Source organism: Streptomyces sp. NPDC014864 (assembly GCF_043081525.1).
GTDB lineage: Bacteria > Actinomycetota > Actinomycetes > Streptomycetales > Streptomycetaceae > Streptomyces.
Map to the genome: position 1 here is coordinate 1 of NZ_JBIBWT010000005.1, position 23,568 is coordinate 23,568.

The 23,568-nt window shown below is 73.9% G+C and carries 18 protein-coding genes; 11 read left to right on the plus strand and 7 right to left on the minus strand.

All coding sequences use genetic code 11. The features are described 5' to 3' along the window. The first annotated feature begins 200 nt into the window (after positions 1-200). Together ACF1A5_RS10500 and ACF1A5_RS10505 are read left to right on the plus strand one after the other, a co-directional pair. The gene (locus ACF1A5_RS10500) at positions 201-1,601 is read left to right on the plus strand and encodes a bifunctional transcriptional activator/DNA repair enzyme AdaA (RefSeq protein WP_392192445.1); all 1,401 of its coding nucleotides are present in this window, start codon (positions 201-203) and stop codon (positions 1,599-1,601) included. Positions 1,602-1,615: 14 nt separating this feature from the next. Beyond that, positions 1,616-2,161: a methylated-DNA--[protein]-cysteine S-methyltransferase gene (locus tag ACF1A5_RS10505; RefSeq protein WP_392192777.1), complete on the plus strand. Its 546-nt coding sequence runs from the start codon at positions 1,616-1,618 to the stop codon at positions 2,159-2,161. A 74-nt stretch (positions 2,162-2,235) separates the two neighbouring features. On the opposite strand, the gene ACF1A5_RS10510 is transcribed toward ACF1A5_RS10505, so the two are convergent. The 3 genes from ACF1A5_RS10510 to ACF1A5_RS10520 all read right to left on the minus strand — a co-directional run bounded on the left by ACF1A5_RS10510 (position 2,236) and on the right by ACF1A5_RS10520 (position 4,413). Next, positions 2,236-2,604, minus strand: a complete 369-nt coding sequence (locus ACF1A5_RS10510) for a PPOX class F420-dependent oxidoreductase (protein ID WP_392192446.1) — start codon at positions 2,602-2,604, stop codon at positions 2,236-2,238. 106 nt (positions 2,605-2,710) lie between these two features. Then, entirely contained in the window at positions 2,711-3,193 is a 483-nt protein-coding gene (locus ACF1A5_RS10515; RefSeq protein ID WP_392192447.1) for a DUF456 domain-containing protein, read from the minus strand. Positions 3,194-3,423: 230 nt separating this feature from the next. Beyond that, complete coding sequence (locus ACF1A5_RS10520) at positions 3,424-4,413, minus strand: helix-turn-helix domain-containing protein (protein ID WP_392192448.1); 990 nt, start codon at positions 4,411-4,413, stop codon at positions 3,424-3,426. A 1,637-nt stretch (positions 4,414-6,050) separates the two neighbouring features. Between ACF1A5_RS10520 and ACF1A5_RS10525 the strand changes: the two genes are divergently transcribed. The 3 genes from ACF1A5_RS10525 (at position 6,051) to ACF1A5_RS10535 (ending at position 10,052) form a co-directional block, all read left to right on the plus strand. Then, complete coding sequence (locus ACF1A5_RS10525) at positions 6,051-7,301, plus strand: protein phosphatase 2C domain-containing protein (RefSeq protein WP_392192449.1); 1,251 nt, start codon at positions 6,051-6,053, stop codon at positions 7,299-7,301. A gap of 66 nt (positions 7,302-7,367) precedes the next feature. Continuing rightward, positions 7,368-9,110, plus strand: a complete 1,743-nt coding sequence (locus ACF1A5_RS10530; protein WP_392192450.1) for a pyruvate dehydrogenase — start codon at positions 7,368-7,370, stop codon at positions 9,108-9,110. 447 nt (positions 9,111-9,557) lie between these two features. Then, positions 9,558-10,052: an ATP-binding protein gene (locus tag ACF1A5_RS10535; RefSeq protein ID WP_392192451.1), complete on the plus strand. Its 495-nt coding sequence runs from the start codon at positions 9,558-9,560 to the stop codon at positions 10,050-10,052. A gap of 181 nt (positions 10,053-10,233) precedes the next feature. Here the strand turns inward: ACF1A5_RS10535 and ACF1A5_RS10540 are convergent, their stop codons facing one another. Beyond that, on the minus strand, positions 10,234-11,274 hold the full coding sequence (locus tag ACF1A5_RS10540; protein WP_392192452.1) for a DUF2637 domain-containing protein: 1,041 nt from the start codon (positions 11,272-11,274) through the stop codon (positions 10,234-10,236). Between the two features lie 495 nt (positions 11,275-11,769). Between ACF1A5_RS10540 and ACF1A5_RS10545 the strand changes: the two genes are divergently transcribed. Then, complete coding sequence (locus ACF1A5_RS10545) at positions 11,770-12,579, plus strand: GntR family transcriptional regulator (protein WP_392192778.1); 810 nt, start codon at positions 11,770-11,772, stop codon at positions 12,577-12,579. A gap of 285 nt (positions 12,580-12,864) precedes the next feature. Here ACF1A5_RS10545 and ACF1A5_RS10550 read toward each other — a convergent pair whose 3' ends face one another. The 3 genes from ACF1A5_RS10550 to ACF1A5_RS10560 all read right to left on the minus strand — a co-directional run bounded on the left by ACF1A5_RS10550 (position 12,865) and on the right by ACF1A5_RS10560 (position 16,228). Beyond that, the gene (locus ACF1A5_RS10550) at positions 12,865-13,383 is read right to left on the minus strand and encodes a DUF2231 domain-containing protein (RefSeq protein WP_392192453.1); all 519 of its coding nucleotides are present in this window, start codon (positions 13,381-13,383) and stop codon (positions 12,865-12,867) included. 184 nt (positions 13,384-13,567) lie between these two features. Next, a complete protein-coding gene (locus tag ACF1A5_RS10555) occupies positions 13,568-14,359 on the minus strand; it encodes a hypothetical protein (protein WP_392192454.1) in 792 nt (263 codons plus the stop codon). Between the two features lie 162 nt (positions 14,360-14,521). Further along, positions 14,522-16,228, minus strand: coding sequence for a PucR family transcriptional regulator (locus tag ACF1A5_RS10560; RefSeq protein WP_392192455.1), 1,707 nt, complete (start codon positions 16,226-16,228; stop codon positions 14,522-14,524). 332 nt (positions 16,229-16,560) lie between these two features. On the opposite strand from ACF1A5_RS10560, the gene ACF1A5_RS10565 reads away from it, so the two are divergent. The 5 genes from ACF1A5_RS10565 (at position 16,561) to ACF1A5_RS10585 (ending at position 23,279) form a co-directional block, all read left to right on the plus strand. After that, positions 16,561-17,451 carry an FAD binding domain-containing protein gene (locus ACF1A5_RS10565; protein ID WP_392192456.1) on the plus strand — a complete coding sequence of 297 codons (891 nt, stop codon included), beginning with the start codon at positions 16,561-16,563 and terminating at the stop codon, positions 17,449-17,451. Beyond that, entirely contained in the window at positions 17,451-18,038 is a 588-nt protein-coding gene (locus ACF1A5_RS10570) for a (2Fe-2S)-binding protein (protein ID WP_392192457.1), read from the plus strand. The genes ACF1A5_RS10565 and ACF1A5_RS10570 overlap by 1 nt, the downstream gene beginning before the upstream one ends. A 2-nt stretch (positions 18,039-18,040) precedes the next feature. Beyond that, entirely contained in the window at positions 18,041-20,461 is a 2,421-nt protein-coding gene (locus tag ACF1A5_RS10575) for a xanthine dehydrogenase family protein molybdopterin-binding subunit (protein ID WP_392192458.1), read from the plus strand. Between the two features lie 159 nt (positions 20,462-20,620). After that, a complete protein-coding gene (locus tag ACF1A5_RS10580) occupies positions 20,621-22,078 on the plus strand; it encodes an NCS2 family permease (RefSeq protein WP_392192459.1) in 1,458 nt (485 codons plus the stop codon). 49 nt (positions 22,079-22,127) lie between these two features. Continuing rightward, on the plus strand, positions 22,128-23,279 hold the full coding sequence (locus tag ACF1A5_RS10585) for an XdhC family protein (protein WP_392192460.1): 1,152 nt from the start codon (positions 22,128-22,130) through the stop codon (positions 23,277-23,279). The last annotated feature ends 289 nt before the right edge of the window (positions 23,280-23,568 follow it).

Sequence of the window (23,568 nt, forward strand, 5' to 3'; positions counted from 1 at the left end):
CAGCCCACCACGGCCAGACACCCCGACGGTCCGGCTGGTCGAGCCAACCAGAGCCACTTCAACCAGCCGGAAAACAGCCTAAATCACCAGTATTGCTCCTAGCCCACCCTGGTACGTCGCCCACCCTGGTACGTCCTCCGCCAGCGCCATGTCCGATATCCGCCAGCGCGCGCCCGCTCCGGGGGCGGACACTGGACCCTGTGAGAGACGAGGACACCAGGTACGAGGCGGTGCGCAGCCGGGACGGCAGGTTCGACGGCGAGTTCTTCTTCGCCGTCGTGACGACCGGGATCTACTGCCGTCCCAGCTGCCCGGCCGTCACGCCGCGGCGGCCCAACGTGCGCTTCTTCGCCACGGCCGCCGCCGCGCAGGCCGCGGGCTTCCGCGCCTGCCGTCGGTGCCGCCCGGACGCGGTCCCCGGCTCCGCCGCGTGGAACGTGCGGGCCGACGCCGTGGGCCGGGCGATGCGGCTGATCGGCGACGGCGTGATCGACAGGGAGGGAGTCGCCGGTCTCGCCGCGCGGCTGGGCTACAGCGCCCGGCAGGTGCAGCGGCAGCTCACCGCCGAGCTCGGCGCCGGTCCCGTCGCGCTCGCCCGCGCCCAGCGGGCGCACACCGCGCGCGTCCTGCTGCAGACCACCGATCTGCCGGTCACCCGGATCGCCTTCGCCGCCGGCTTCGCCAGCGTGCGCCAGTTCAACGACACCGTCCGTGCCGTGTACGCGGCCACCCCCAGCGAACTGCGCGCCGCCGCGCCCCGCACCAGGGACCGGCGCACCGCCGCCCCCACCACCGGAATCCCGCTGCGCCTCGCCCACCGCGGGCCCTACCGGCCCGGCCCCGTCTTCGACCTGCTGGAGCGGGAGGCCGTGGCCGGGGTCGAGGAGGTGAGCGGCGTCCCGGGCGCACGGACGTACCGGCGCACCCTCCGCCTGCCGTACGGCACCGGAATCGCCGCCGTCGACGAGCGGCCCGGAACTCCGAGGGCCGCCGGCGGCGCCCGTCCGGGCGGCTGGCTGGAGGCCCGTCTGCACCTGACCGACCCGCGCGACCTGACCACCGCCGTACAGCGGCTGCGCCGCCTGTTCGACCTCGACGCCGACCCGTACGCCGTCGACGAGCGGCTGGCCGCCGACCCGCGGCTGGCCCCGCTGGTCGACGCGCGGCCGGGCCTGCGGTCGCCCGGCGCCGTCGATCCGGAGGAGAGCGCGATACGGGCGCTGGTGCGGCCGGCCGAGGCCGCGGAGCTGGTCCGGCGCTGCGGCAAGACCCTGGACGCTCCCAGTGGCACCCTCACCCACCTCTTCCCCGAGCCGGGCGCCCTCGCCGAGGCCGAGCCGGAGGGCCCCCTGGGCGCCCTGGCGGCCGCCCTCGCCGACGGGACCGTACGCCTGGACGCGGGCGCCGACCGGGACGAGGCGCACCGGGCCCTGCTCGCCGTGCCGGGCCTGGAGGCCGCCACGGCCGCCGCCGTCCGCACCCGGGCCCTCGGCGACCCCGACGTGGCCCCGCCCGGCGTGACCGCCCCCGAGAGCTGGCGCCCCTGGCGCTCCTACGCCGTACAACACCTGCGTGAGGCAGGGGAGTTGGAGATCCGATGAGCACGCCCCCGAACATGACGAGCAGTGACATGACCCCGAACACGGCGAGCAGTGACATGACCTACTGGACGCGGACCGACAGCCCCCTCGGCCCGCTGCTCCTCACCGCCGACCGGGCCGGGGCACTGACCTCGCTGTCCGTGCCCGGCCAGAAGGGCGGCCGCGAGGTCGCGGACACCTGGCGGCACGATCCCGGGCCCTTCCGCTCGGCCGAGGAGCAGCTCGCGGCCTACTTCGCCGGTGAACTCAAGGAGTTCCGGCTGCCGTTGCGCACCCACGGCACCGCGTTCCGGGAGCGGGTCTGGGCCGCCCTCGACTCCGTCCCCTACGGCGCCACCACGACGTACGGCGAGATCGCCGCCCGCGTCGGGGCCTCCCGCGCGGCCGTACGGGCCGTGGGCGGAGCCATCGGCGCCAACCCCCTCCTCGTGCTGCGTCCCTGCCACCGGGTGATCGGTGCGGACGGCACCCTGACCGGCTACGCGGGCGGCCTGGAGCGGAAGGTGCGGCTGCTCACCGTGGAGGGCGCGCTGCCCACGGGCCCTTCACGACCGCTCTGACGCCGGGGCCGGCTCGTCGACGACGGTGCGGCCTCGGCCTGGACCCGCCGGATCCCGGCGCCCGCGTCCCCGGCTCAGTCCTCCAGCCCCCAGCTGTGGATCCGCCGCGGATGGAGGCGGATCACCTCCTCGCTGAAGTGCGGGCCCAACTCGTATGTCCCGACCAGGAGCTCGGCCTCGCCGCGGATGTCGACGCCGCGGACCCGCCACGGGTCGAGGCCGGCGATGTCGTCCACCACCAGGGCGGCCCTCGGGTTGTGCCGCAGGTTGCGCCACTTCTTGGTACGGCCCATCGCGTGGCCGCCGATCAGGATGGTTCCGTCGTCCTGCGGGAAGAAGCCGACGGGGTTCGCCTGCGGCTGTCCCCGCGGGTCCACGGTGGCCAGCCGTCCCAGCCGCTGCGTCCTCAGGTACGCCCGCTCTGCCTCGGTGAAGTCGGTCATGACACCAGCGAAGCACTTCCCTGCCTCCTGGCGCACCGGATCCACGGCCCGGTGCCGCGGACCTGGCGGGGGAGGGTGGGCCGCGCGGGTGGTTCCCGAGCCGGGGTCAGCCCCGGACGACGGCGCCCACCCAGGCCGCCGCGATCAGCAGGCAGGTGAACAGTTCCACCAGTACGCCGGTCCCGCCCGAGCGCATCACCGTGCCCAGGGCGGCCATCGCCTCCCGGTGCCGGCCCAGCCGCAGCCGCTCGTGCAGGTAGACGCCGCCCAGGAATCCGGGAATCGCGCCGAGCACGGGGACGAGGACGAAACCGGCGAGGGCCCCGGTACCGGCGTACACGGCCATGCGCGGGGTGGCGCCGCTCTCGCGCAGCCGACGGGGCGGCAGGGCCCAGCGCACCACCTGGGAGAGGAGGAGCGCGGCGGTGGCACCCACCAGGACTCCCCAGGCCACCGGTTGAGGAACCGTCAGCGCCCACCACAGGACCGCGGCCCATACCAGCCACGACCCCGGCACCCCGGGCACCAGCACTCCGCACAGGCCGGCCAGGAGAACCAGGCCGACCAGCAGGAGTTCCCACACTCCCATCTGCCCAGAGTGCCGGAGCACCCGAGTCCCCGCAGGCCAACCGTGCCCCGGCCCGGGTTTCCGCCGTCTCCCGGCCGTCCCCGGGCCGTCCTCCGGTCCGCTGGTCGGTGCTTTCTGCGGTCCGAGCGAGGCCGTCCCCGGGCTGTCCTCCGGTCCGCTGGTCGGTGCTTTCTGCGGCCCGAGAGCCGCCGTCCCCCGGCCGTTCCCGGGTCCGCGCGGGCGCGTGGCGGTCAGCCCTGGCGTTCCCGGGCCACCCAGCCGCGCTCGTACGCGTGCCAGCCCAGTTGCAGACGGGTGGTCACCCCCGTCAGCTCCATCAGCCGTTTCACCCGGCGCTGCACGGTCCGCAGGCCCAGGTCGAGCTGCTTGGCGACGCTCGCGTCGGTGAGGCCGGCCAGGAGCAGGGAGAGCACCTTCAGATCGGTGCCGTCGGGGCCGTCCGGGCTCTGCTCGGTGACGCCGGACGCCCCGAGGCTCAGCGGCAGCGCTCCGCACCACACCGACTCGAACAGCCCGGACAGCAGCTCCAGCAGCCCACTCGCGTGCACGACGAGCGCCGCGGGCTCGGCGGTGTGCGAGGTGAGCGGCACCATCGCCAGCGTGCGGTCGGCGACCACCAGCTTCGTCGGCACCTCGTCCATCACCCGCACCCGTTCGTCACGGCTGAGCGCCGCGGTCAGCTCGGCGATGCCGCCCGGCCGGTCCAGTACGGCACGCTCCACCACGACCCGGTAGCGGACCCCGCGCGCGGCGGCCTGCTTCTCGGCCTCGTTCTCGGACCCCGAGACGACGATCGGGTTGCCGGTCACCAGCGCGCACACCTCCTCGGTGGCGCCCAGCTGGAGCTGGAGGAAGCGCTGCGCGACGGCGGAGGCGCCGGTGACCACCTCCACCAGGTCGTGCACGGCTGGTTCCGCGGCGCCCGCCCGGTACTCCTCGGCCAGCAGCGCGGCCGCCAGCTCGGCCTTCTCCAGCTCGTGCCGCTGCTGGGTGAGCAGCGCGCCCAGCGCCACGCCGGGCGGTGCCGCGACCCAGCGTCCGGGGCGGGCCGAGGACTGGGCGGCGAGTCCGTGCCGTTCCAGGCGGCGCAGCGCGCGTTCGGTGTCCTGCTCGCCGAGCATCAGGCGCCGCGCGAGATCGGGCACCTCGGCGGCGCCCACGGACACCAGGGCCCGGTACGCCGACTCGTGCGTCTCGTCCAGGCCTATCGCAGCCAGCATCAGCTCTCGTTCCTCCCCTTCCGGCCTCCGGGGTTCGGCCCCCGGGGCGGGCGTGGCGGGCCTGGTCGGCGTGGTGGCGGAAAACAGCCACGGCGCAAACCCGCCTCGGCCCATCATCGCCGTAGCACCAGTCCCTCTGACAAGGTGGCGCCACCGAAGCATCGACGGCACCCGACGAGTCCGGCCGAAAGCGTGTGGCCTGCGTGGATGCGGGCCACGCCCGGAATCCGCACGGACGGCGAACCCGGCCCGCAGAGCGGGTTCCCGGCGGGGCGGGCCCCACTCGGCGGGTGGCCCGGACGACGGTGTTTCGGCCGTCCGCCCGCCCAGCCGCGCGGACGGCACCCAGAACGTGATCCGGGCCGAGGGGTGCGACGGCACCCGGAGAATCCGGACCGGGTCACTCCGGAGCTGCCGGGCGGTCCTCCCGTGGGGGGTGGGGCCGCCCGGTGGCCCTGTTTCGTACCGCAGTTCGATGCGTCGTCCGACACGCCGTTCGAAAGGCGGGCGCCCGCCGGATTTTCCGGACGCCCCGTTTTCAGGCGGCCCGTGCGGTGGAAAATTGGGGCATGAGCCAGCAGGGGGGAAGGCCCACCGGTCCGGGGGACGACTGGTGGGAGCAGCTGTACGAGGACGACTGCGCGGAGGACACCGGGCCCACGGCCGCGGGGGACTCCCTGGACGACCGGTACGCCTCGGCGGCGGGCACGCTGGACAGGCCGCCGCGCGCCGCGCACACCGGGGGAGCGGCCCCGGAGGACGCGGCCCCGCCCGCCTCCGGGCCCGCTCGCGCACCCGCGCCGGGGGAGGGAGGACCCCCACCCCGCACACTCGCCGACCCCGGCCCGCCGGACCACGACTCCTCCGGGACGTACAGCTCGCCGGACCGCGGCTCGTCCGGGTCGGATGCCCCGCCGGATCGTGGCCCATCCGGCACACACGCCCCTGCCGACGCACCGCCGGGCCCCGGCCCGGACTGGTGGCAGCGCGCCTCCTGGGAGGCGCCTCCGGCCACACCGTCCGGACCGGCCGCCTTCCCGGACGTCCCACGGCAGCCGGAGGCCACCGCCGAACCTGACTCCCGGCGACCGCCCGGGGCTCGTCAGGCCGCCGAGCCACCCCGTCCCGCCGACCGCGACTCACGGCGACCGGAGGCGGGCCGCTCGCTCCGGCCGTCCGGTCCGGCCGACCGCAACTCCGGGCGACCGGCCGGAGAACGCCTGCCCGCCGAGCCGTCCCGTTCCGCCGACCGCGACTCCCGGCGACCGGACGAGGCGTCTGTGCCCGTCGGGTCCTCCGGCTCCACCGACCGGGCTCCCAGCAGCCCCACGGCGTCCGGGACAGGCGCGCATACGCCCTCGGACCCCGCCGCCGCGCCGGCGCCCCCCGTTGCCGCTCCGCCCCCACCGTCGGCGCCCGCCGCCGCGGTCCCGCAATCCCCTGCCGCGCCGCCCCCGCCCCCCGGGGTTCCTCCGTCCCCCGCGAGCGCCGCCTCTCCTCCCTCGGACCCCCGAAGGTCCTCCGCGCCCGCTCCCTCGCCCCAGGCCGCCCCCGCGCAGCCCTCCATGCCACCCCAGCCGCCCGCACCCGCGCAGCCCTCGGCGCCTCCGCAACCCTCCGCGCCCCCGCCGCCTCCCGTGCCACCGCGCGTCGGCACAGGGTCCGGCCGCCCCGGCACCGGCCCCGGCGCGCCCGCCGACGACCGCGGCACCCCCGCCCCGCCGAGCCCACCGCCGCTCCGCCCCGACGCACCGCCCACCGCTGCCGCCGACAAGCCCGTGCCCGCCCCCGGACAGAGCCGCGCGGACGCCGCGCCCGCCCCCGGGCCCAGCCGCCCCGAACCCCCGTCGATCTCCCGACCCGCCCCTCCGGACGCCCTCTCCGCCGCCCCCGTCGAGCAGGCGCCCCCCGCCGACTTCGCCATCCCAGTGGACTACGTCGGCACCCGCCCGCCCACCTACGACGCCGAGCCGACCGCGCTCCCCCTCGCCGAGCCCGACGCGCTCGGCGATCTGGTGCCGGACACCGTGCTGGACGGGGCGCGCTACGGGGCCTGCACCGTGCGGGCGGTCTCCCTCCGCGGGGACTCCGCGCGCTACCGGGGCGAACCGCGCCGGGACGCCCTGCTCACCGCGCGGTTCGGCGCCGGAGAACAGGCGCTGGTCCTGGTGGCGATGGCGACGGGCGCCCGCGCGACCCCGGGAGCGCACCGCGCCGCCAGCGAGGTGTGCCAGTGGATCGCACAGGCCGTGGGCCGCAGCCACGGCCGGCTCGCCGAGGACATCCGGGCCGCCCGCCGCGGCGACCTGAAGTCCGGGCTGCACCGCCTCACCGACCGCAGCCTCGGCAGACTCCGGGCCGGCGCCGTCGAACAGGGCATCGACCCGGAGGGGTACACGGCCACGCTGCGCTGTCTGCTCCTGCCCGCGGATCCGCGGTGCCGTACGCGCGTCTTCTTCGGCGTCGGCGCGGGCGGCCTGTTCCGGCTGCGGGACGGCGAGTGGCAGGACATCGAGCCGCGGGTGTCCGAGACGGCCGGCGACGCCGTGGCCGGCTTCGGGGCGCGGCCGGGCGAGACGCAGGACGGCGACCGGCTCACCATGGACTTCGGCATCGGCACCCCGCCGAGCCCGTACGAACCGGACCCGCAACCGCCCCGCGAACCCTTCCGCTTCCGGGCCTCCGTAGCCCGGCCGGGTGACACGTTCCTGATGTGCACCGGCGGTCTGGCCGAGCCGCTGCGCGGCGAGACGGAACTGTGCGCGTACCTCAAGCGCCGGTGGTCCGGCCCTCATCCGCCAGGCCTCGCCTCCTTCCTGGCGGACACCCAGGTCCGGGTCAAGGGCTACGCGGACGACCGTACGGCCGCCGCCGTGTGGGAGGCGTGAACGCGGCGGCTGTGGATTCATGGACCCAGAGGGAACCGCAGGAGACCGAAGGGGAGCCCAGGAACCATGGCCAAGCAGAACGTCGCGGAGCAGTTCGTAGACATCCTCGTCCGCGCCGGCGTGAAGCGCCTCTACGGCGTCGTCGGCGACAGCCTCAACCCCGTGGTCGACGCGGTCCGCCGCAACGCCGCCATCGACTGGATCCACGTCCGCCACGAGGAGACGGCCGCCTTCGCGGCGGGCGCGGAGGCGCAGATCACCGGTAAGCTGACGGCCTGCGCCGGCTCCTGCGGCCCCGGCAACCTGCACCTCATCAACGGGCTGTACGACGCCCACCGTTCGATGGCGCCGGTGCTGGCCCTCGCCTCGCACATCCCCTCCAGCGAGATCGGCCTCGGCTACTTCCAGGAGACCCACCCGGACCGCCTGTTCAGCGAGTGCAGCAACTACAGTGAGATGATCTCCAACCCGCAGCAGATGCCGCGGCTGCTGCAGACCGCCATCCAGCACGCGGTCGGACGCCGCGGAGTCAGCGTGGTGGCCCTGCCCGGCGACATCGCCGACCAGCCCGCGCCGGAGAAGGCCGCCCAGACCGCCATCGTCACCTCCCGGCCGAGTGTCCGTCCCGGTGACGCGGAGATCGACAAGCTGGTCGAGATGATCGACGAGGCCGACCGGGTCACCCTGTTCTGCGGCAACGGTACGGCGGGCGCGCACGCCGAGGTGATGGAGCTCGCCGGGAAGATCAAGTCACCGGTCGGGCACGCGCTGCGCGGCAAGGAGTGGATCCAGTACGACAACCCCTACGACGTCGGCATGAGCGGCCTGCTCGGCTACGGCGCCGCCTACGAGGCCACCCACGAGTGCGACCTGCTGATCCTGCTCGGCACCGACTTCCCGTACACCGCCTTCCTGCCGGACGATGTGAAGATCGCCCAGATCGACGTCCGGCCGGAGAACCTCGGCCGCCGCTGCAAGCTCGACCTCGCGGTGTGGGGCGACGCGAAGGAGACGCTGCGCTGTCTCATCCCGCGGGTGCGCACCAAGGAGAACCGGCGCTTCCTCGACAAGATGCTCAGGAAGCACGCGGACGCGCTCGAGGGCGTGGTGAAGGCGTACACGCGGAAGGTGGAGAAGCACGTCCCCATCCATCCCGAGTACGTGGCCTCCGTGCTGGACGAAGTCGCCGACGACGACGCGGTGTTCACCGTCGACACCGGCATGTGCAACGTCTGGGCGGCCCGGTACCTCTCGCCCAACGGCCGCCGCCGCATCATCGGTTCGTTCTCCCACGGCTCGATGGCGAACGCGCTGCCGATGGCGATCGGCGCGCAGTTCACCGACCGGGACCGCCAGGTGATCTCCATGTCCGGCGACGGCGGGTTCTCCATGCTGATGGGCGACTTCCTGACCCTGGTGCAGCACGGACTGCCGGTGAAGGTGGTGGTGTTCAACAACTCCTCCCTCGGCATGGTCGAGCTGGAGATGATGGTCGCGGGCCTGCCCGCCTACGGCACGGTGAACCGCAATCCGGACTTCGCGGCCGTCGCCCGCGCCTGCGGCGCCCACGGGATCCGGGTGGAGAAGCCCAAGCAGCTCGCTGCGGCCCTGAAGGACGCCTTCGGGCACAAGGGCCCGGCGCTCGTCGACGTCGTCACCGACCCCAACGCGCTGTCCATCCCGCCGAAGATCCGCCGCGAGATGGTGACCGGCTTCGCGCTGTCGGCCTCGAAGGTCGTACTGGAGGGCGGCGTCGGCCGGATGGTTCAGATGGCCCGGTCCAACCTGCGCAACCTGCCGCGTCCGTGACCGCCGCTCGGGCGCCGGATCGACGGGGCGGGCGCCTTAGTACCGATTCACGACGGTCGTCCTTCGGCCAACTTCGTTGACGGCGAGCCGGGTTGCGCGAGCGACCGCGCCGTGCCCGGACTCGCGTCACCGGCCGGCCCGCGCGTCCGCGTCGAGCGTCCCGCCCCGTCGGCTACGGCGGAATCGGCAGACGCCGGTCGGCAGTTGGGCCCATGCCGTCCGGTCATCGGCTCCCCGGAGCTGTAGCCGCGGGGACGGGGGCGGGGGATCGAGGACCTCCGTCGGCCGGTCGGCGTCCGCGCCCCGGCCGGTCGCGGGGTGTCGCAGTGGTGGCCGAACACCCGGTCGTCGGCGCGGCGGGATGACTCGGCGAGTGTGCCGTGGGGCATGCATCCCCGTGAACGTGTTCGAGCTGGGGGAACCGACGTCGGCACGCGGGCGGGGGTCATGAAGAGGCAGGCACGAGGGGGCGGTCCCGGGACAGTCGGGGCCTCCTCGGCTCAGACGGCTGAGGAAGTGGCGGAGGACCAGGACGACGGCGCCTCGGACCGGGCCCCGGCGCCTCAGCTGAGGCGCAGACTGGGGCGGGCCGACCTGCGGGCCGTGCCCGAGGCCCGCAGGGAACTGCGCGACCTGCTGCGGCACTGGGGGAAGCCGGGCACCTCGGCGGTCGCGGAACTGCTCACCAGCGAGCTCGTCACCAACGCGCTCGTCCACACCGACGACGACGCGATCCTGACGGCCACGGTGTCACCGCGCGGACTGCGCGTGGAGGTCCGGGACTTCGTGTCCCGCAGGCCGCGGCTCCGTCTGCCGGGCGCCGACGAGGACACGCACGGCCGGGGCCTGGTGCTGGTGCAGTCCCTCGCCGACGCGTGGGGAGTCTGTACGCACCGGGTCGGCAAGTCCGTATGGTTCGAACTGGGCGCGGAAGCGGCCTGATTCGAGCCCCGGCCGGTCCTCGGTCGTTGCTGGGCGGGCACTCGGTGGGTGCTCGGGGGACGGCCGCGATCGGTGTGCGGGGACGGCGAAGGGGCGCGTCCCGCACGGGACGCGCCCCTTCGCTCAGTGGCCGTGCGCCGGACCCGGCGGGCCGTGCGGCAGCCGTGGCCGTGGCCCGGACTCAGCCGAACTGCTGCTCCAGATCCTTGAGCTTGCGCTCCAGCGAGTCCAGACGCGGCAGGGCCATCGTGTCGTCCTCCGCGGTGAGGTCGACGGTGATCGGGTCAGACGCCTTGCGGACGGGCTGCAGGGAGGGACGCGCGCGCATGGGCAGCTGCTCCGCCGCGGATATGGCAGGCTCCGCGGTGACCTGCGAGGAGCCCCGCTCCAGGGCCTGCGTCTCGACCTGCCGGCCGCCGCGGCCGACGAAGCCCCGGTGCCCGCGGCTGATGGCCTTGAGCTGCGCCCGCTCGACGCGCTGCTGCTCGCGCCGCAGCCGCCGGTTCTCCTCCTTCTGGCGCTGGTCCTCGCGGACCTCCTCGACCGCCTCGTCGAGGCTGCGCACGCCCTCCAGCAGCATCAGCGACCAGGCCTTGTAGGTCTCGCGGGGCGCGCGCATCCAGCGGACCACACGGATCTGCGGCAGCGGACGCGGCACCAGTCCCTGCTCGCGCAGCGCGGCCCGGCGGGTCTGCTTCAGCGCGCGGTCGAACAGCACCGCCGCGGACAGGGACATGCCGGAGAAGAACTGCGGGGCGCCCGCGTGTCCCAGGCCCCGCGGCGCGTGCACCCAGTTGAACCAGGCCGCGGCGCCGGCGAACGTCCACACGAGTATGCGGGAGCCGAGCGCCGCGTCACCGTGGCTGGCCTCGCGCACCGCGAGCACGGAACAGAACATCGCCGCGCCGTCCAGCCCGAACGGCACCAGGTACTCCCAGCCGTCGGTGAGGCCGAGGTTCTGCTGGCCGAAGCCGACCAGGCCGTGGAACGAGAGTGCGGCGGCGACCGCCGCACAGCAGAACAGAAGCACGTAGGAGGCCGTGCCGTAGATGGCTTCCTTCCGCCTGCGGCGCTCCTCGCTGCGCTCCCACGAGTCGTCCGCGCTCGCTTTCTCCCCGGAGGAGCGCTTGCCGCGCGCGAGCACCGCAACCGCCGCCAGCATGCCCAGGAGCAGTACGGCGCCCGGAAGCAGCCAGTTCAGCGATATGTCGGTCAATCTCATCTGGGGTCCCTTGCATTGGGATAGGGCGTAACGCCCGCCATAGTGACCCAATCCCGCCGCGCCTCAGGGGGTTTCGGGGCAAGAGGTCGCCAAGGAAGCGCGAGGGGTTGCCCAGGGCAGCGTTTTGCTCGAACTGCCGCTTGAGCGGCGGGAGTTGAGTTCGAATAAGACTACCCGTACGGATGGTTCCGCGGAAAGTTCCCGCGACAGGTGAGGAAATTGTGAAGTCGCCGTGACCGTGCCGGTGGCGGGGTGTGGATGAGCCTACGGCGTGGGCGTGTTCCGTGTGGCCGTCTCGCGGTGGTACGCCGCGCCCGTCGCGGCCGGCGGGGCAGGGATGTGCGAGCGGCCGACGCGCGTTCGAATGAAGTAAGTCTTACCTTATTTGAATCATGTGAAATGTGAACGATCGCTCTCTTGGGCCTAAGGTGCTTGACGGACGAGTAACAACCCGTCGTAATGACCGCAAGCACCCACAAGCCCGGAGGAGTGACCGTGAAGCAGGGCGCGCAGGACTCCGCCGGGACCGGAGCGCCGGAGGTCCGGCCGTTCGCGGCGCGGGTGCCGCCGCAGCCGCAGCCCGCCGCCGTGCGGCGCGAGCGGGACGAAGGAAACGTCCCGGCAGCGAGCGCCCGGGGCGAGCACACGCACAGCGAGCGGCCCCTGCCGGCCCCCCGCCCCGTCGTGCGGCGCTCCTCCGTGCGCGGCCAGATCCTCGACGCCCTGCGCACCGCCCTGGTGGCCGGAGACCTGAGGCCCGGCGAGGTGTACTCGGCGCCCGCGCTCGGCGAGCGCTTCGGCGTCTCGGCGACGCCGGTGCGGGAGGCGATGCAGCAGCTCGCCCAGGAGGGCGCCGTCGAGGTGGTGCCCAACCGCGGCTTCCGGGTGGCCGAGCGCGGCGCCCGTGAGCTGGCCGAGCTGGCCGAGGTACGGGCCCTCATCGAGGTGCCGGTGCTGCTGCGGCTGGCGCGCACCGTGCCGCCGCAGCGCTGGGCGGAGCTCCGGCCGCTCGCGGAGGCGACCGTCCGGGCCGCGTCCTCGGGCTGCCGGGCGACCTACGCCGAGTCCGACCGTGCCTTCCACCGCGGGGTGCTCTCCCTCACCGGCAACGAACAGCTCGTCCGCGTCGCCGAGGACCTCCACCGGCGCGCCCAGTGGCCCCTCGTCGGCGGCCCCGTCGGTCCCGCCCGCGCCGACCTGATCGCCGACGCGGCGGAGCACACGGCCCTGCTGGACGCGCTGGTCGCGCGGGACCCGGACGTCGTGCGCTCACTGGTGCACGAGCACTTCGCCTGCGCGGGCTGAGCGGCCCGGCCCGGACGTCGTACGCCGTACGGGCGCTGCCGGCCCGAAGCGAGCCCGGCCGTACCTCTTCACGCGGTACGGACCGGCGTGGCCGAGCGCCCCGGCCGACCGTCCTGCTCCGTACGGACCGGCAAGGCGCCGAGCGCCCCCGGCCGACCGTCGTACGCAGTACGGGCCGCCACGACGGAAGCGGGCCCGGCCGGAGACTGCCGCCCCCGGCCGGGCCCGAACCGCGCGGGCGCCGTGCGCCCCCTGACCGGACGGCGCGGCGCCCGCGCGGAGCGGTCAGCCCTCGTCGCCGTCGCCCTTGTCGCCGTCGCCCTTGGCCGGCGTCTTCGAGTAGGCGTCGTGCCACGCGGCCTTCGCCCCGGAGTCGCCGATGCGGTAGACGTCGACGGTCGCGCCGGCCGCCACCGCCACGGACAGCACGGCCGCGACGATCCGCAGCACCGAACCCGGGCGCGCGCCCGTGCCCTCGGCCGGAGTGCGGCGGGCGATCCACCAGACGCCGGCCGCCAGCACGAACAGGCCGATCGCCCACGGGAGCAGCCCGTCGCCCAGCTCGGCGTGGTTGCGGACCAGCGGGTCGCTGTCCACGTGCCGCTCCAGCCACTCACCGGCCTCGGTCGTCAGGGGCACGCTCGCCAGGGCGACCAGGGCGAGGATCGGCAGCGCCAGGCCGAGCCGCCGGGCGGCCTGCGGCCAGATCGCGCAGACGACCAGGACCAGCGCGCTCAGAGGCACCAGGACGACGACGATGTGGACCAGCAGAACGTGCGCGGGCAGGCCGTTGATCAGACTCATCAGGCGCTCCTCCGGGGGCGGCCGTGGGGGGTGCAGGCGGGCATGGTGCATCCGCCCGCGTGTTCGGATTCGTCACCCTGTCACGGCAACCTCTCAGGTTCCTCTGAGCAACACCACTTCCGGAAGGGGCGACATTCCCTATATTCCGGCTGTCGGCAGTGCCGCGAACCCCGCCCGGCGGCTCTCAAGCCGTGGCCGCCGCCCCCGCGGCCGGAGGGGGCGTGGCCAGATGGCGGGAGAGCCAGGTGGGTACGCCGCCGAGGAGGCGGTAGAGACGGCGGGCCTCCTCGCGCAGGCGGGACGCCTCCGGTTCCGCCTCCGCGTCCGCCAGGGACGCCAGGGCCGGGGCCGTGCCGACCAGGTAGCCCAACTCCTCGCGGATCCGGAGGGATTCGGCGAAGCCGAGCCGTGCCTCTGCCAACTCGCCGTCCCGCAGGGCGAGTCCGGCCAGGTGCCGCCAGGTGAAGGACAGCAGCAGCGGGTCCGCGTGGGCGGTTGCGCCCGCGTGCGCCCGGCGGTAGGCGGCGCGCGCGGCCTGCGGGGACCGGGTGAGGTTCTCGGCGAGCAGGCCGCGCCGGAAGTCCAGCAGCGCCCGTCCGGACGCCCCCGGAGGGATCAGGGCCGCGGCCCGGCCCAGCGCGGCGCGCGCCTCGTCCGCCCGGTCCCGCACGGTGTGCAGCGTGGCCGCGTAGGCAAGTTGCCCTCGTTCACAAGCGGCCGCGCCCCGCTCCTCGTCGCTGTGCGCCAGGGCCTCGGCGGTGCGCAGCGCGTCCTCCGCCTCCTCCCAGCCCTGTTCGGTGTACAGGCACCGTTCCACCAGCAGGGCGGCCCGCTGGAGCGCGGCGGCCGCAGTGACCGGTTGGAGCAGTGCTGCGGCGTCGGCCCAGCACGCGCGTGAGCGCAGCCGCCATACCGCGGTCTGGAGTGGATCGTCACCAGCGGTCGTTCCGTTACCAGACATGGCGGTATGCGCCACGTTGCCCTCCCCGAGCACGCCATCGAGCCTTGAGTGGTGGCCGCATCTCAGCACGAATTCCGTGGCCCGGCCAAGAGGGTGGGTGAAGGATTTCACAAAGTCGTGCGACGGCGGGCGCGCGACGCGCCCGTCCGTCGTCCGCCGCCGGGGGCCCGGCCCGCCTCAGCTCATGCGCAGCGCCAGGAAGAAGTCCAGCTTGTCCTCCAGGCGTCCCAGGTCACGCCCCGTCAACTGCTCGATCCGCCCGACCCGGTACCGCAGCGTGTTGACGTGCAGGTGGAGCCGGGTCGCGCACCGCGTCCAGGACCCGTCGCAGTCGAGGAAGGCCTCCAGGGTCGGGATCAGCTCGGCGCGGTGCCGTCGGTCGTAGTCCCGCAGCGGGTCGAGCAGCCGGGCGGTGAAGGCGCGGCGCACGTCGTCCGGCACGAACGGGAGCAGCAGCACGTGCGAGGCGAGCTCCTGGTGTCCCGCCGCGCAGACCCGGCCGGGCCGTGCGGCGGCCACCCGCCGCGCGTGCCGTGCCTCCTCCAGCGCCCCGCGCAGCCCCTCCGCCGAGTGCACGGCCGCGCTGACGCCGAGGGTGACCCGCCCGTCGCCGTCGAGGCCGGCCGACAGCGGATCGCGTACGGACTCCAGGAGCGCGTCGGCGAGGATGCCCGGCTCGGAGCCCTCGTGCTCGGCCGGGACGGCCGGCAGCGGAACGAGGGCGACCGCCTCGTCGCCGGTGTGGGCCACGGCGATCCGGTCGGCGGACTCGGCGCCGCCGGAGTGCGCCTCGCCCGACGGACCCGGGGCGGGGGCGACCAGGAGCTCCTCCAGCAGGGACTGGGCGACCGGGCCGCCGTCGATCTCGGCGCCGTCCCACTCCACCCGGGCCACGACCACCTGCCAGTGCGGGGCCGCGCCGAGCCCGGGCAGCAGCACCGGCGCCGCGACCCGCAGGCGTGCGGCGATCTCGGCGGGCGCCGCGCCCGCCTGCACCAGTTCCAGCACCTCCTGCGCCAGCCGCCGCCGCACCGTGCGCGCCGCGTCCCGGCGGTCCCGCTCGACCGCGATCAGCTGGGTGACGCCCTGGAGCAGGTCCAGCCGCTCCGCGGGCCAGTCGCTCGCGTCCGCCTCCACGGCCAGCAGCCAGTCCGACAGCACCGTCTCGCGCACGTCCCGCGCGGCCTGCGCACCCTGCGACGTACGGCCGGTGCCGCGGATCGGGAAGAGCGAGTACGTGGTGGTGCCCACGGTCGCCCGGTGCGGGCCGCGCCGCCCCGTCCGGGCGGCCGACAGGTGCTCGGCGGCGAGCGTGCCGCACACCTCGGCGGGCAGCGCCGGTCCCGCCCCCTCGGCCCCGGCGATCAGCCGTCCGGCGGGGGAGAGCACCCAGGCCCGCAGGTCCAGGTCGGAGCCGAGCAGGTCCAGGACCACGTCCGGGCCGCCGCCGGCCGGGCCGGACGTCATCATCCGGCGGTGCCGGTCCACCACGGCCGCGAGGTCCCCGGCGCGCTCGCCGGACACCTGCCGGACGACGTGCTCGGTGATCGTCGCGAACGCCACCGACTCGTGCACCGCGAACAGCGGCAGCCGGTGCCGGGCGCAGGCCGTCACCAGGTCCTCGGGCACCTCGCCCAGCTCGGCCTCACCGGCGGCCAGCGCGGCCACGCCGGCCTGCACGAGGATCCGTACGAACGGCTCGGAGTCGTCGGCGTCGCGCCGCCAGGCCAGACCGGTCAGCACCAGCTCACCGCCGGAGAGATAGCGGCTGGGATCGCGCAGGTCGGTGGTCATCACGCCCCGCACGGTGCGCTCCAGCTCCTCCTGGCCGCCGAGCAGTTTCAGGCCCAGCGCATCGGTGTCCAGCAGTGCGCGCAGCCGCATTCTCGTCGCCGCCGTTCTGTGTCTAGAAAACTGTGAGAGGTCTTGTGGCGAGCCCGGCCGTGCGGCCGGTGAGCAGGTTCCGCCGAGGTGAGGGCCGTCCCCTCTGTTTCCAGGGGAAAGCCGAGAGGTTACGGCCGGCCTCCGTTCATACGAATCTACAAGATGCCCGCCCTGGCCAGCCAACTCCTTCATGGTTTCGGTGACTGACCCCTCCGGCGCACAGAGCTGTGTACTGACGGCACTCCGCGTAAACAGCACAGGAAAGAGCCTCGGCCGCCGCACACGGATTGGCTCGATCTGTACGCCCCACGAGACGAAGAAGAGAGCCGGTCATGGACTTCCTTCGCCCCGCCAGCTGGGAGGAGGCGCTCGCCGCGAAGGCGGAGCACCCCACCGCTGTGCCGATTGCGGGTGGCACCGACGTGATGGTCGAGATCAACTTCGACCACCGTCGGCCCGAGTACCTCCTCGACCTGAACCGCGTCGGCGATCTCTACGAGTGGGAGGTCGGCGAGGACAGCGTGCGGCTCGGTGCCTCGGTGCCGTACACCAAGATCATGGAGCACCTGCGGACCGAGCTGCCGGGCCTGGCGCTCGCCTCGCACACGGTCGCCTCCCCGCAGATCCGCAACCGCGGCGGCGTCGGCGGCAACCTCGGCACAGCCTCGCCGGCCGGCGACGCCCATCCGGCCCTGCTCGCCGCGGGCGCCGAGGTCGAGGCCGAGTCGGTGCGCGGCACCCGCCGCATCCCGATCGACGCGTTCTACACCGGCGTGAAGCGCAACGCGCTCGCCCCCGACGAGCTGATCCGCGCCGTCCACATCAAGAAGGCGGACGGCCCGCAGCAGTACTCCAAGGTCGGCACCCGCAACGCCATGGTCATCGCGGTCTGTGCCTTCGGTCTGGCCCTGCACCCCGGGACCCGCACCGTCCGCACCGGCATCGGCTCGGCCGCGCCCACTCCCGTCCGCGCCCGGGCCGCCGAGGACTTCCTCGCCGCCGCGCTCGACGAGGGCGGCTTCTGGGACAACGGAAGGATCATCACCCCCTCGGTCGCCAAGCAGTTCGCCGAGCTCTGCTCCGCCGCCTGCAACCCGATCGACGACGTCCGGGGCACCGCGAGCTACCGCCGCCACGCGGTCGGCGTCATGGCCCGCCGGACCCTGACCTGGACCTGGGAGTCGTACCGCGGCGCCCGCCGCACCTCGGAGGGAGCTGCGTAATGCGTGTCAACTTCACCGTCAACGGACGCCCGCAGGAGGCCGACGACGTCTGGGAGGGCGAGTCCCTGCTCTACGTCCTGCGCGAGCGCCTCGGCCTGCCGGGCTCCAAGAACGCCTGCGAGCAGGGCGAGTGCGGCTCCTGCACGGTCCGCCTGGACGGCGTGCCCGTCTGCTCCTGCCTGGTCGCCGCCGGGCAGGCCGAGGGCCGTGAGGTCCTCACCGTGGAGGGTCTGGCCGACTTCGCCGGGCAGCGCGCCCGCGGCACGGGTGCCTGCGGCACGGACGCCCCCGGCACCTCACTGGACGAGGCCAAGGGATGGCAGGCCCAGGGCACCGGCTCCCGGACCGGCGAGGGCGGGGAACTCTCGCCCGTCCAGCAGGCGTTCATCGACGCCGGCGCCGTCCAGTGCGGCTTCTGCACCCCGGGGCTGCTGGTCGCCGCCGACGAGATGCTGGAGCGCAACCCGGACCCGAGCGACGCGGACATCCGCGAGGCCCTGTCGGGCAACCTGTGCCGCTGCACGGGCTACGAGAAGATCATGGACGCGGTCCGCCTCGCGGCCGCCCGGCAGTCCGAGGGGGTCTGACCATGCCGTCCCCCGACCTCTCCACCACGTCCGAGCAGGGCGGTGCCCCCACCGGCGCTCCGACGAAGATCACTCAGGGCTCGCAGACCAAGGGCGGCATCGGCGAGTCCACGCTCCGCCCGGACGGCACCCTCAAGGTCACCGGCGAGTTCGCGTACTCCTCCGACATGTGGCACGAGGACATGCTCTGGGGCCAGATCCTGCGCTCCACGGTCGCGCACGCCGAGATCGTCTCCATCGACACGAGCGAGGCCCTCGCCCTGCCGGGTGTGTACGCCGTCATGACCTACGACGACCTGCCGACCGAGGTGAGGCACTACGGCCTGGAGATCCAGGACACCCCGGTCCTCGCCCACGGCAAGGTCCGCCACCACGGCGAGCCGGTCGCGATCGTCGCCGCCGACCACCCGGAGACCGCGCGCCGCGCCGCCGCAAGGATCAAGGTCGAGTACCGGGAACTGCCGGTCGTCACCGACGAGGCCTCCGCTACCGCCCCGGACGCGATCCTGGTCCACGACAACCGCACCGACCACCACGTCGCCCACGTCCCGCACCCCAACATCGTGCACCGCCAGCCGATCGTGCGCGGCGACGCGGAACAGGCCGCGAGGCAGGCGGACTTCGTCGTCAGGGGCGAGTACACCTTCGGCATGCAGGACCAGGCCTTCCTCGGCCCCGAGTCCGGTCTCGCCGTGCCGGAGGAGGACGGCGGCGTCCACCTCTACGTCGCCACCCAGTGGCTGCACAGCGACCTGCGGCAGATGGCGCCCGTGCTCGGCCTGCCCGAGGACAAGGTGCGGATGACGCTGGCCGGCGTCGGCGGCGCCTTCGGCGGCCGCGAGGACCTGTCGATGCAGATCCACGCCTGTCTGCTCGCGCTGCGCACCGGCAAGCCCGTCAAGATCGTCTACAACCGCTTCGAGTCCTTCTTCGGCCACGTCCACCGCCATCCCGCGAAGCTGTCCTACGAACACGGGGCCACGCGCGAGGGCAAGTTGACCCACGTGAAGTGCCGTATCGTCCTCGACGGCGGCGCGTACGCCTCCGCCTCGCCCGCGGTCGTCGGCAACGCCTCCTCGCTCGGCATCGGCCCCTACGTCGTCGACGACGTGGACATCGAGGCCATCGCCCTCTACACCAACAACCCGCCCTGCGGCGCCATGCGCGGCTTCGGCGCGGTGCAGGCGTGCTTCGCCTACGAGGCGCAGATGGACAAGCTCGCCGACGCCGTCGGCATGGACCGGGTGGAGTTCCGGCAGCTCAACGCGATGTCCCAGGGCACGATCATGCCGACCGGGCAACTGGTCGACTCCCCGGCCCCGGTCGCCGAACTCCTGCGCCGCGTCAAGGCGATGCCGATGCCGCCCGAGCGCCAGTGGGAGAGCTCCGAGGGTGCGGACATCCGGCAGCTGCCCGGCGGCCTGTCCAACACCACGCACGGTGAAGGCGTCGTACGAGGGGTCGGCTACGCGGTCGGCATCAAGAACGTCGGCTTCTCCGAGGGCTTCGACGACTACTCCACCGCCAAGGTCCGCATGGAGGTCCTCGCCGGTGAGCCCGTCGCCACCGTGCACACCGCCATGGCGGAGGTCGGCCAGGGCGGCGTCACCGTCCACGCGCAGATCGCCCGCACCGAGCTGGGCGTCGCCCAGGTGACCATCCACCCGGCCGACACCAGGGTCGGCTCGGCCGGCTCCACCTCGGCCTCCCGGCAGACGTACGTCACCGGCGGCGCCGTGAGGAACGCGTGCGAACTCGTCCGCGAGAAGGTCCTGGAGATCGGACGCCGCAAGTTCGGCTCCCACCACCCGGCCTGGGCGACCGCCGAACTGCTGCTGGAGGGCGGAAAGGTCGTCACCGGCGCCGGCGAGGTGCTCGCCGACCTGGCCGAGGTCCTGGAGGACGAGGCCGTCGAGGTCGAGGAGGAGTGGCGGCACCGGCCCACCGAGCCCTTCGACCTGCGCACCGGCCAGGGCAACGGCCATGTGCAGTACTCCTTCGCCGCGCACCGCGCCGTCGTCGAGGTGGACACCGAACTCGGCCTGGTGAAGGTGATCGAGCTGGCCTGCGCCCAGGACGTCGGCAAGGCGCTCAACCCGCTGTCCGTGGTCGGCCAGATCCAGGGCGGCACGACCCAGGGTCTCGGCATCGCGGTCATGGAGGAGATCGTCGTCGACCCGAAGACCGCCAAGGTGCGGAACCCCTCCTTCACGGACTACCTCATCCCCACCATTCTCGACACGCCGACCATCCCCGTCGACGTGCTCGAACTCGCCGACGACCACGCGCCGTACGGGCTGCGCGGCGTCGGCGAGGCCCCCACCCTGTCGTCCACCCCGGCCGTCCTCGCGGCGATCCGGAACGCGACCGGGCTGGAGCTCAACCGCACGCCGGTACGGCCGGAGCACCTCACCGGCACGTGATCCTGCGGGAGTTGAGCAGGTGCGTCACCCCGGGCGGCCCGTGTCCCCCGGGTCCCACCCCTCCATGTTCGTCTCGGGCCGTCCCCCGGGTCGTCCATTCCCAAATCCCGTACGCCCTCGCGGGCGCCGGGTGCCCCTGTGAACCTTGGGAGATGGCCCATGACCCAGCAATCCGTGGAGCCGAGGACCACAGCCGAGGACGCGGGCGCGGGAACCCGCGTCCCGGCCGGCCGGTCCTGGCTCGACCGCTACTTCCACATATCCCTGCGGGAGTCCTCGATCGCGCGCGAGGTGCGCGGCGGCGTCACCACCTTCATGGCGATGGCGTACATCCTGCTGCTCAACCCCCTGATCCTGTCCGGCAAGGACGCGGCGGGGGACACCCTCGGCCAGAAGGCCGTGATCACCGCGACCGCGTTCGCGGCGGCCTTCACCACCCTGCTGATGGGGTTCTTCGGCAAGGTGCCGCTCGCCCTCGCCGCCGGCCTCTCCGTCTCCGGCGTCCTGTCCTCCCAGGTCGCCCCGCAGATGACCTGGCCGCAGGCCATGGGCATGTGCGTGATCTACGGCGTGGTCATCATGCTGCTGGTCGTCACCGGCCTGCGTGAGATGATCATGAACGCGATCCCACTGGCGCTCAAGCACGGGATCACCATGGGCATCGGCCTGTTCATCGCCCTCATCGGCTTCTACAAGTCCGGCTTCGTGCACCAGGGCAAGGCCACCCCGGTCACCCTCGGCCCGGCGGGCGAGCTCGCCGGCTGGCCCGTGCTGCTCTTCGCCGGCACCCTGCTGCTGATCTTCGTGCTCCAGGCCCGGAACGTCCCCGGTGCCATCCTCATCGGCATCGTCGGCGGCACCGCCGTCGCCGCCGTCCTCAACGCCGCCGGGGTCGTCAAGGCCGGCGCGTGGGCCGCCGGGGCCCCCGAACTGCACGGCAGCGCGGTCTCGATGCCGGACTTCTCGCTCTTCGGGCACGTGGAGTTCGGCGGCTGGGGCAAGGTCGGCGCGATGACGGTCGGCATGATCGTCTTCACCCTCGTGCTGGCCGGCTTCTTCGACGCGATGGCCACCATCATCGGCGTCGGCACCGAGGCCGGACTCGCCGACGACAAGGGCCGCATGCCGGGCCTGTCCAAGGCGCTGTTCATCGACGGCGCGGGCGGCGCGATCGGCGGCGTGGCGGGCGGCTCCGGCCAGACCGTCTTCATCGAGTCGGCGACCGGCGTGGGCGAGGGCGCCCGTACCGGCCTCGCCTCGGTGGTCACCGGCCTGTTCTTCGCGGCCTGCCTGTTCTTCACCCCGCTCACCGCGATCGTCCCCCAGGAGGTCGCGTCCGCCGCCCTGGTGGTCATCGGCGCCCTGATGCTGATGAACGCCCGGCACGTGGACTGGGCCGACCGCGCCACCGCGATCCCGGTGTTCCTCACCGTGGTCCTGATGCCCTTCACGTACACCATCACCACCGGTGTGGCGGCCGGTGTCGTCTCCTACGTCGCCATCAAGGCCGCCCAGGGCCGGGCGCGGGAGATCGGGGCCTTCATGTGGGGACTGGCGGTGATCTTCCTGGTGTACTTCGCCCTCCACCCGATCGAGAGCTGGCTCGGCGTGCACTGACATCCCGTCAGTCACACCGCACACAGACGCTGTTGAAGGAGACCGACAGATGCTGGACATCGCCGAGGACCTGAACCGGTGGCTCGGGCAGGGCCGCGACTTCGCCGTGGCCACCGTGGTGGCCGTGGGCGGCAGCGCGCCCCGCCGCCCCGGCGCCGCCCTCGCGGTGGACGCCGGCGGCACGGCGATCGGCTCGGTCTCCGGCGGCTGTGTGGAGGGCGCGGTGTACGAGCTGTGCCGGCAGGCGCTCCAGGACGGCGAGACCGTCCTGGAGCGCTTCGGATACAGCGACGAGGACGCCTTCGCCGTGGGCCTGACCTGCGGCGGGATCATCGACGTCCTCGTCACCCCGGTACGGGCCGCCGACCCGGTCCGTACCGTCCTCGCCGCCGCGCTGGCCGCCGCCGGGCGCGGCGGGGCGGCGGCGCTCGCCCGGATCGTCTCCGGCCCGGGCGGACTGAGGGGCCGGGCCCTGCTGGTCCGCCCGGACGGCACCTACGAGGGCGGTTTCGGCGCCCACCCGGAGCTGGACCGCACGGTGGCGGGCGAGGCGGCGGCCCTCCTGGACGCCGGACGCACCGGCACCCTGGAGATCGGTGAGCGGGGCTCCCGCTGCGGGGCCCCGCTCACCCTCCTGGTGGAGTCCTCGGTGCCACCGCCCCGGATGATCGTCTTCGGCGCGATCGACTTCGCGTCGGCGCTGGTCCGCGCCGGCAAGTTCCTGGGCTTCCACGTCACGGTGTGCGACGCCCGTCCGGTCTTCGCCACGCCGACCCGTTTCCCCGACGCCGACGAGATCGTCGTCGAGTGGCCCCACCGGTACCTGGAACGCACGGACACGGACGGCCGTACCGTGCTGTGCGTGCTGACCCACGACGCCAAGTTCGACGTCCCCCTGCTCAAGCGGGCGCTGCGCCTGCCGGTGGCGTACGTCGGCGCGATGGGCTCCCGCCGCACCCACCTGGACCGCAACGAGCGGCTGCGCGAAGAGGGCGTCACGGAGCTGGAGCTGGCCCGCCTCCACTCGCCCATCGGCCTCGACCTCGGCGCCCGCACCCCGGAGGAGACGGCCCTGTCCATCGCCGCCGAGATCGTCGCGGACCGGCGCGGCGGCAGCGGGGTCTCCCTGGCCGGCGCGCACACACCCATCCACCACGACGACGTGTCGGCGCCGGCGCGTCGGATGGGGTCGGTGGCATGAGTCGACGCGGCCGGTCACCCGTCAACCGCGTGGTGAGGCAGTCCGGTTCGCGCGTCCGCCGTCCTGGCCCGGCTCGCGGAACACGGCTGGACGCCCGACACGCTCGTCGAGGACAGCGGCAGCCACACCCTGTTCCGCCACGCGCTGCTCGGCCGGGACGACGTGGTGGCCCTGCGGACGCGCTCCGGCTCGGCGGGTGACACCGCCCTCGTGTGGCGGCCGGTCGGTCCGCGTCCGCCGCGCGAACGGCTGGTCCTGGCCGTGGCCCGGCGCTCGGTCTGGTTCCGCC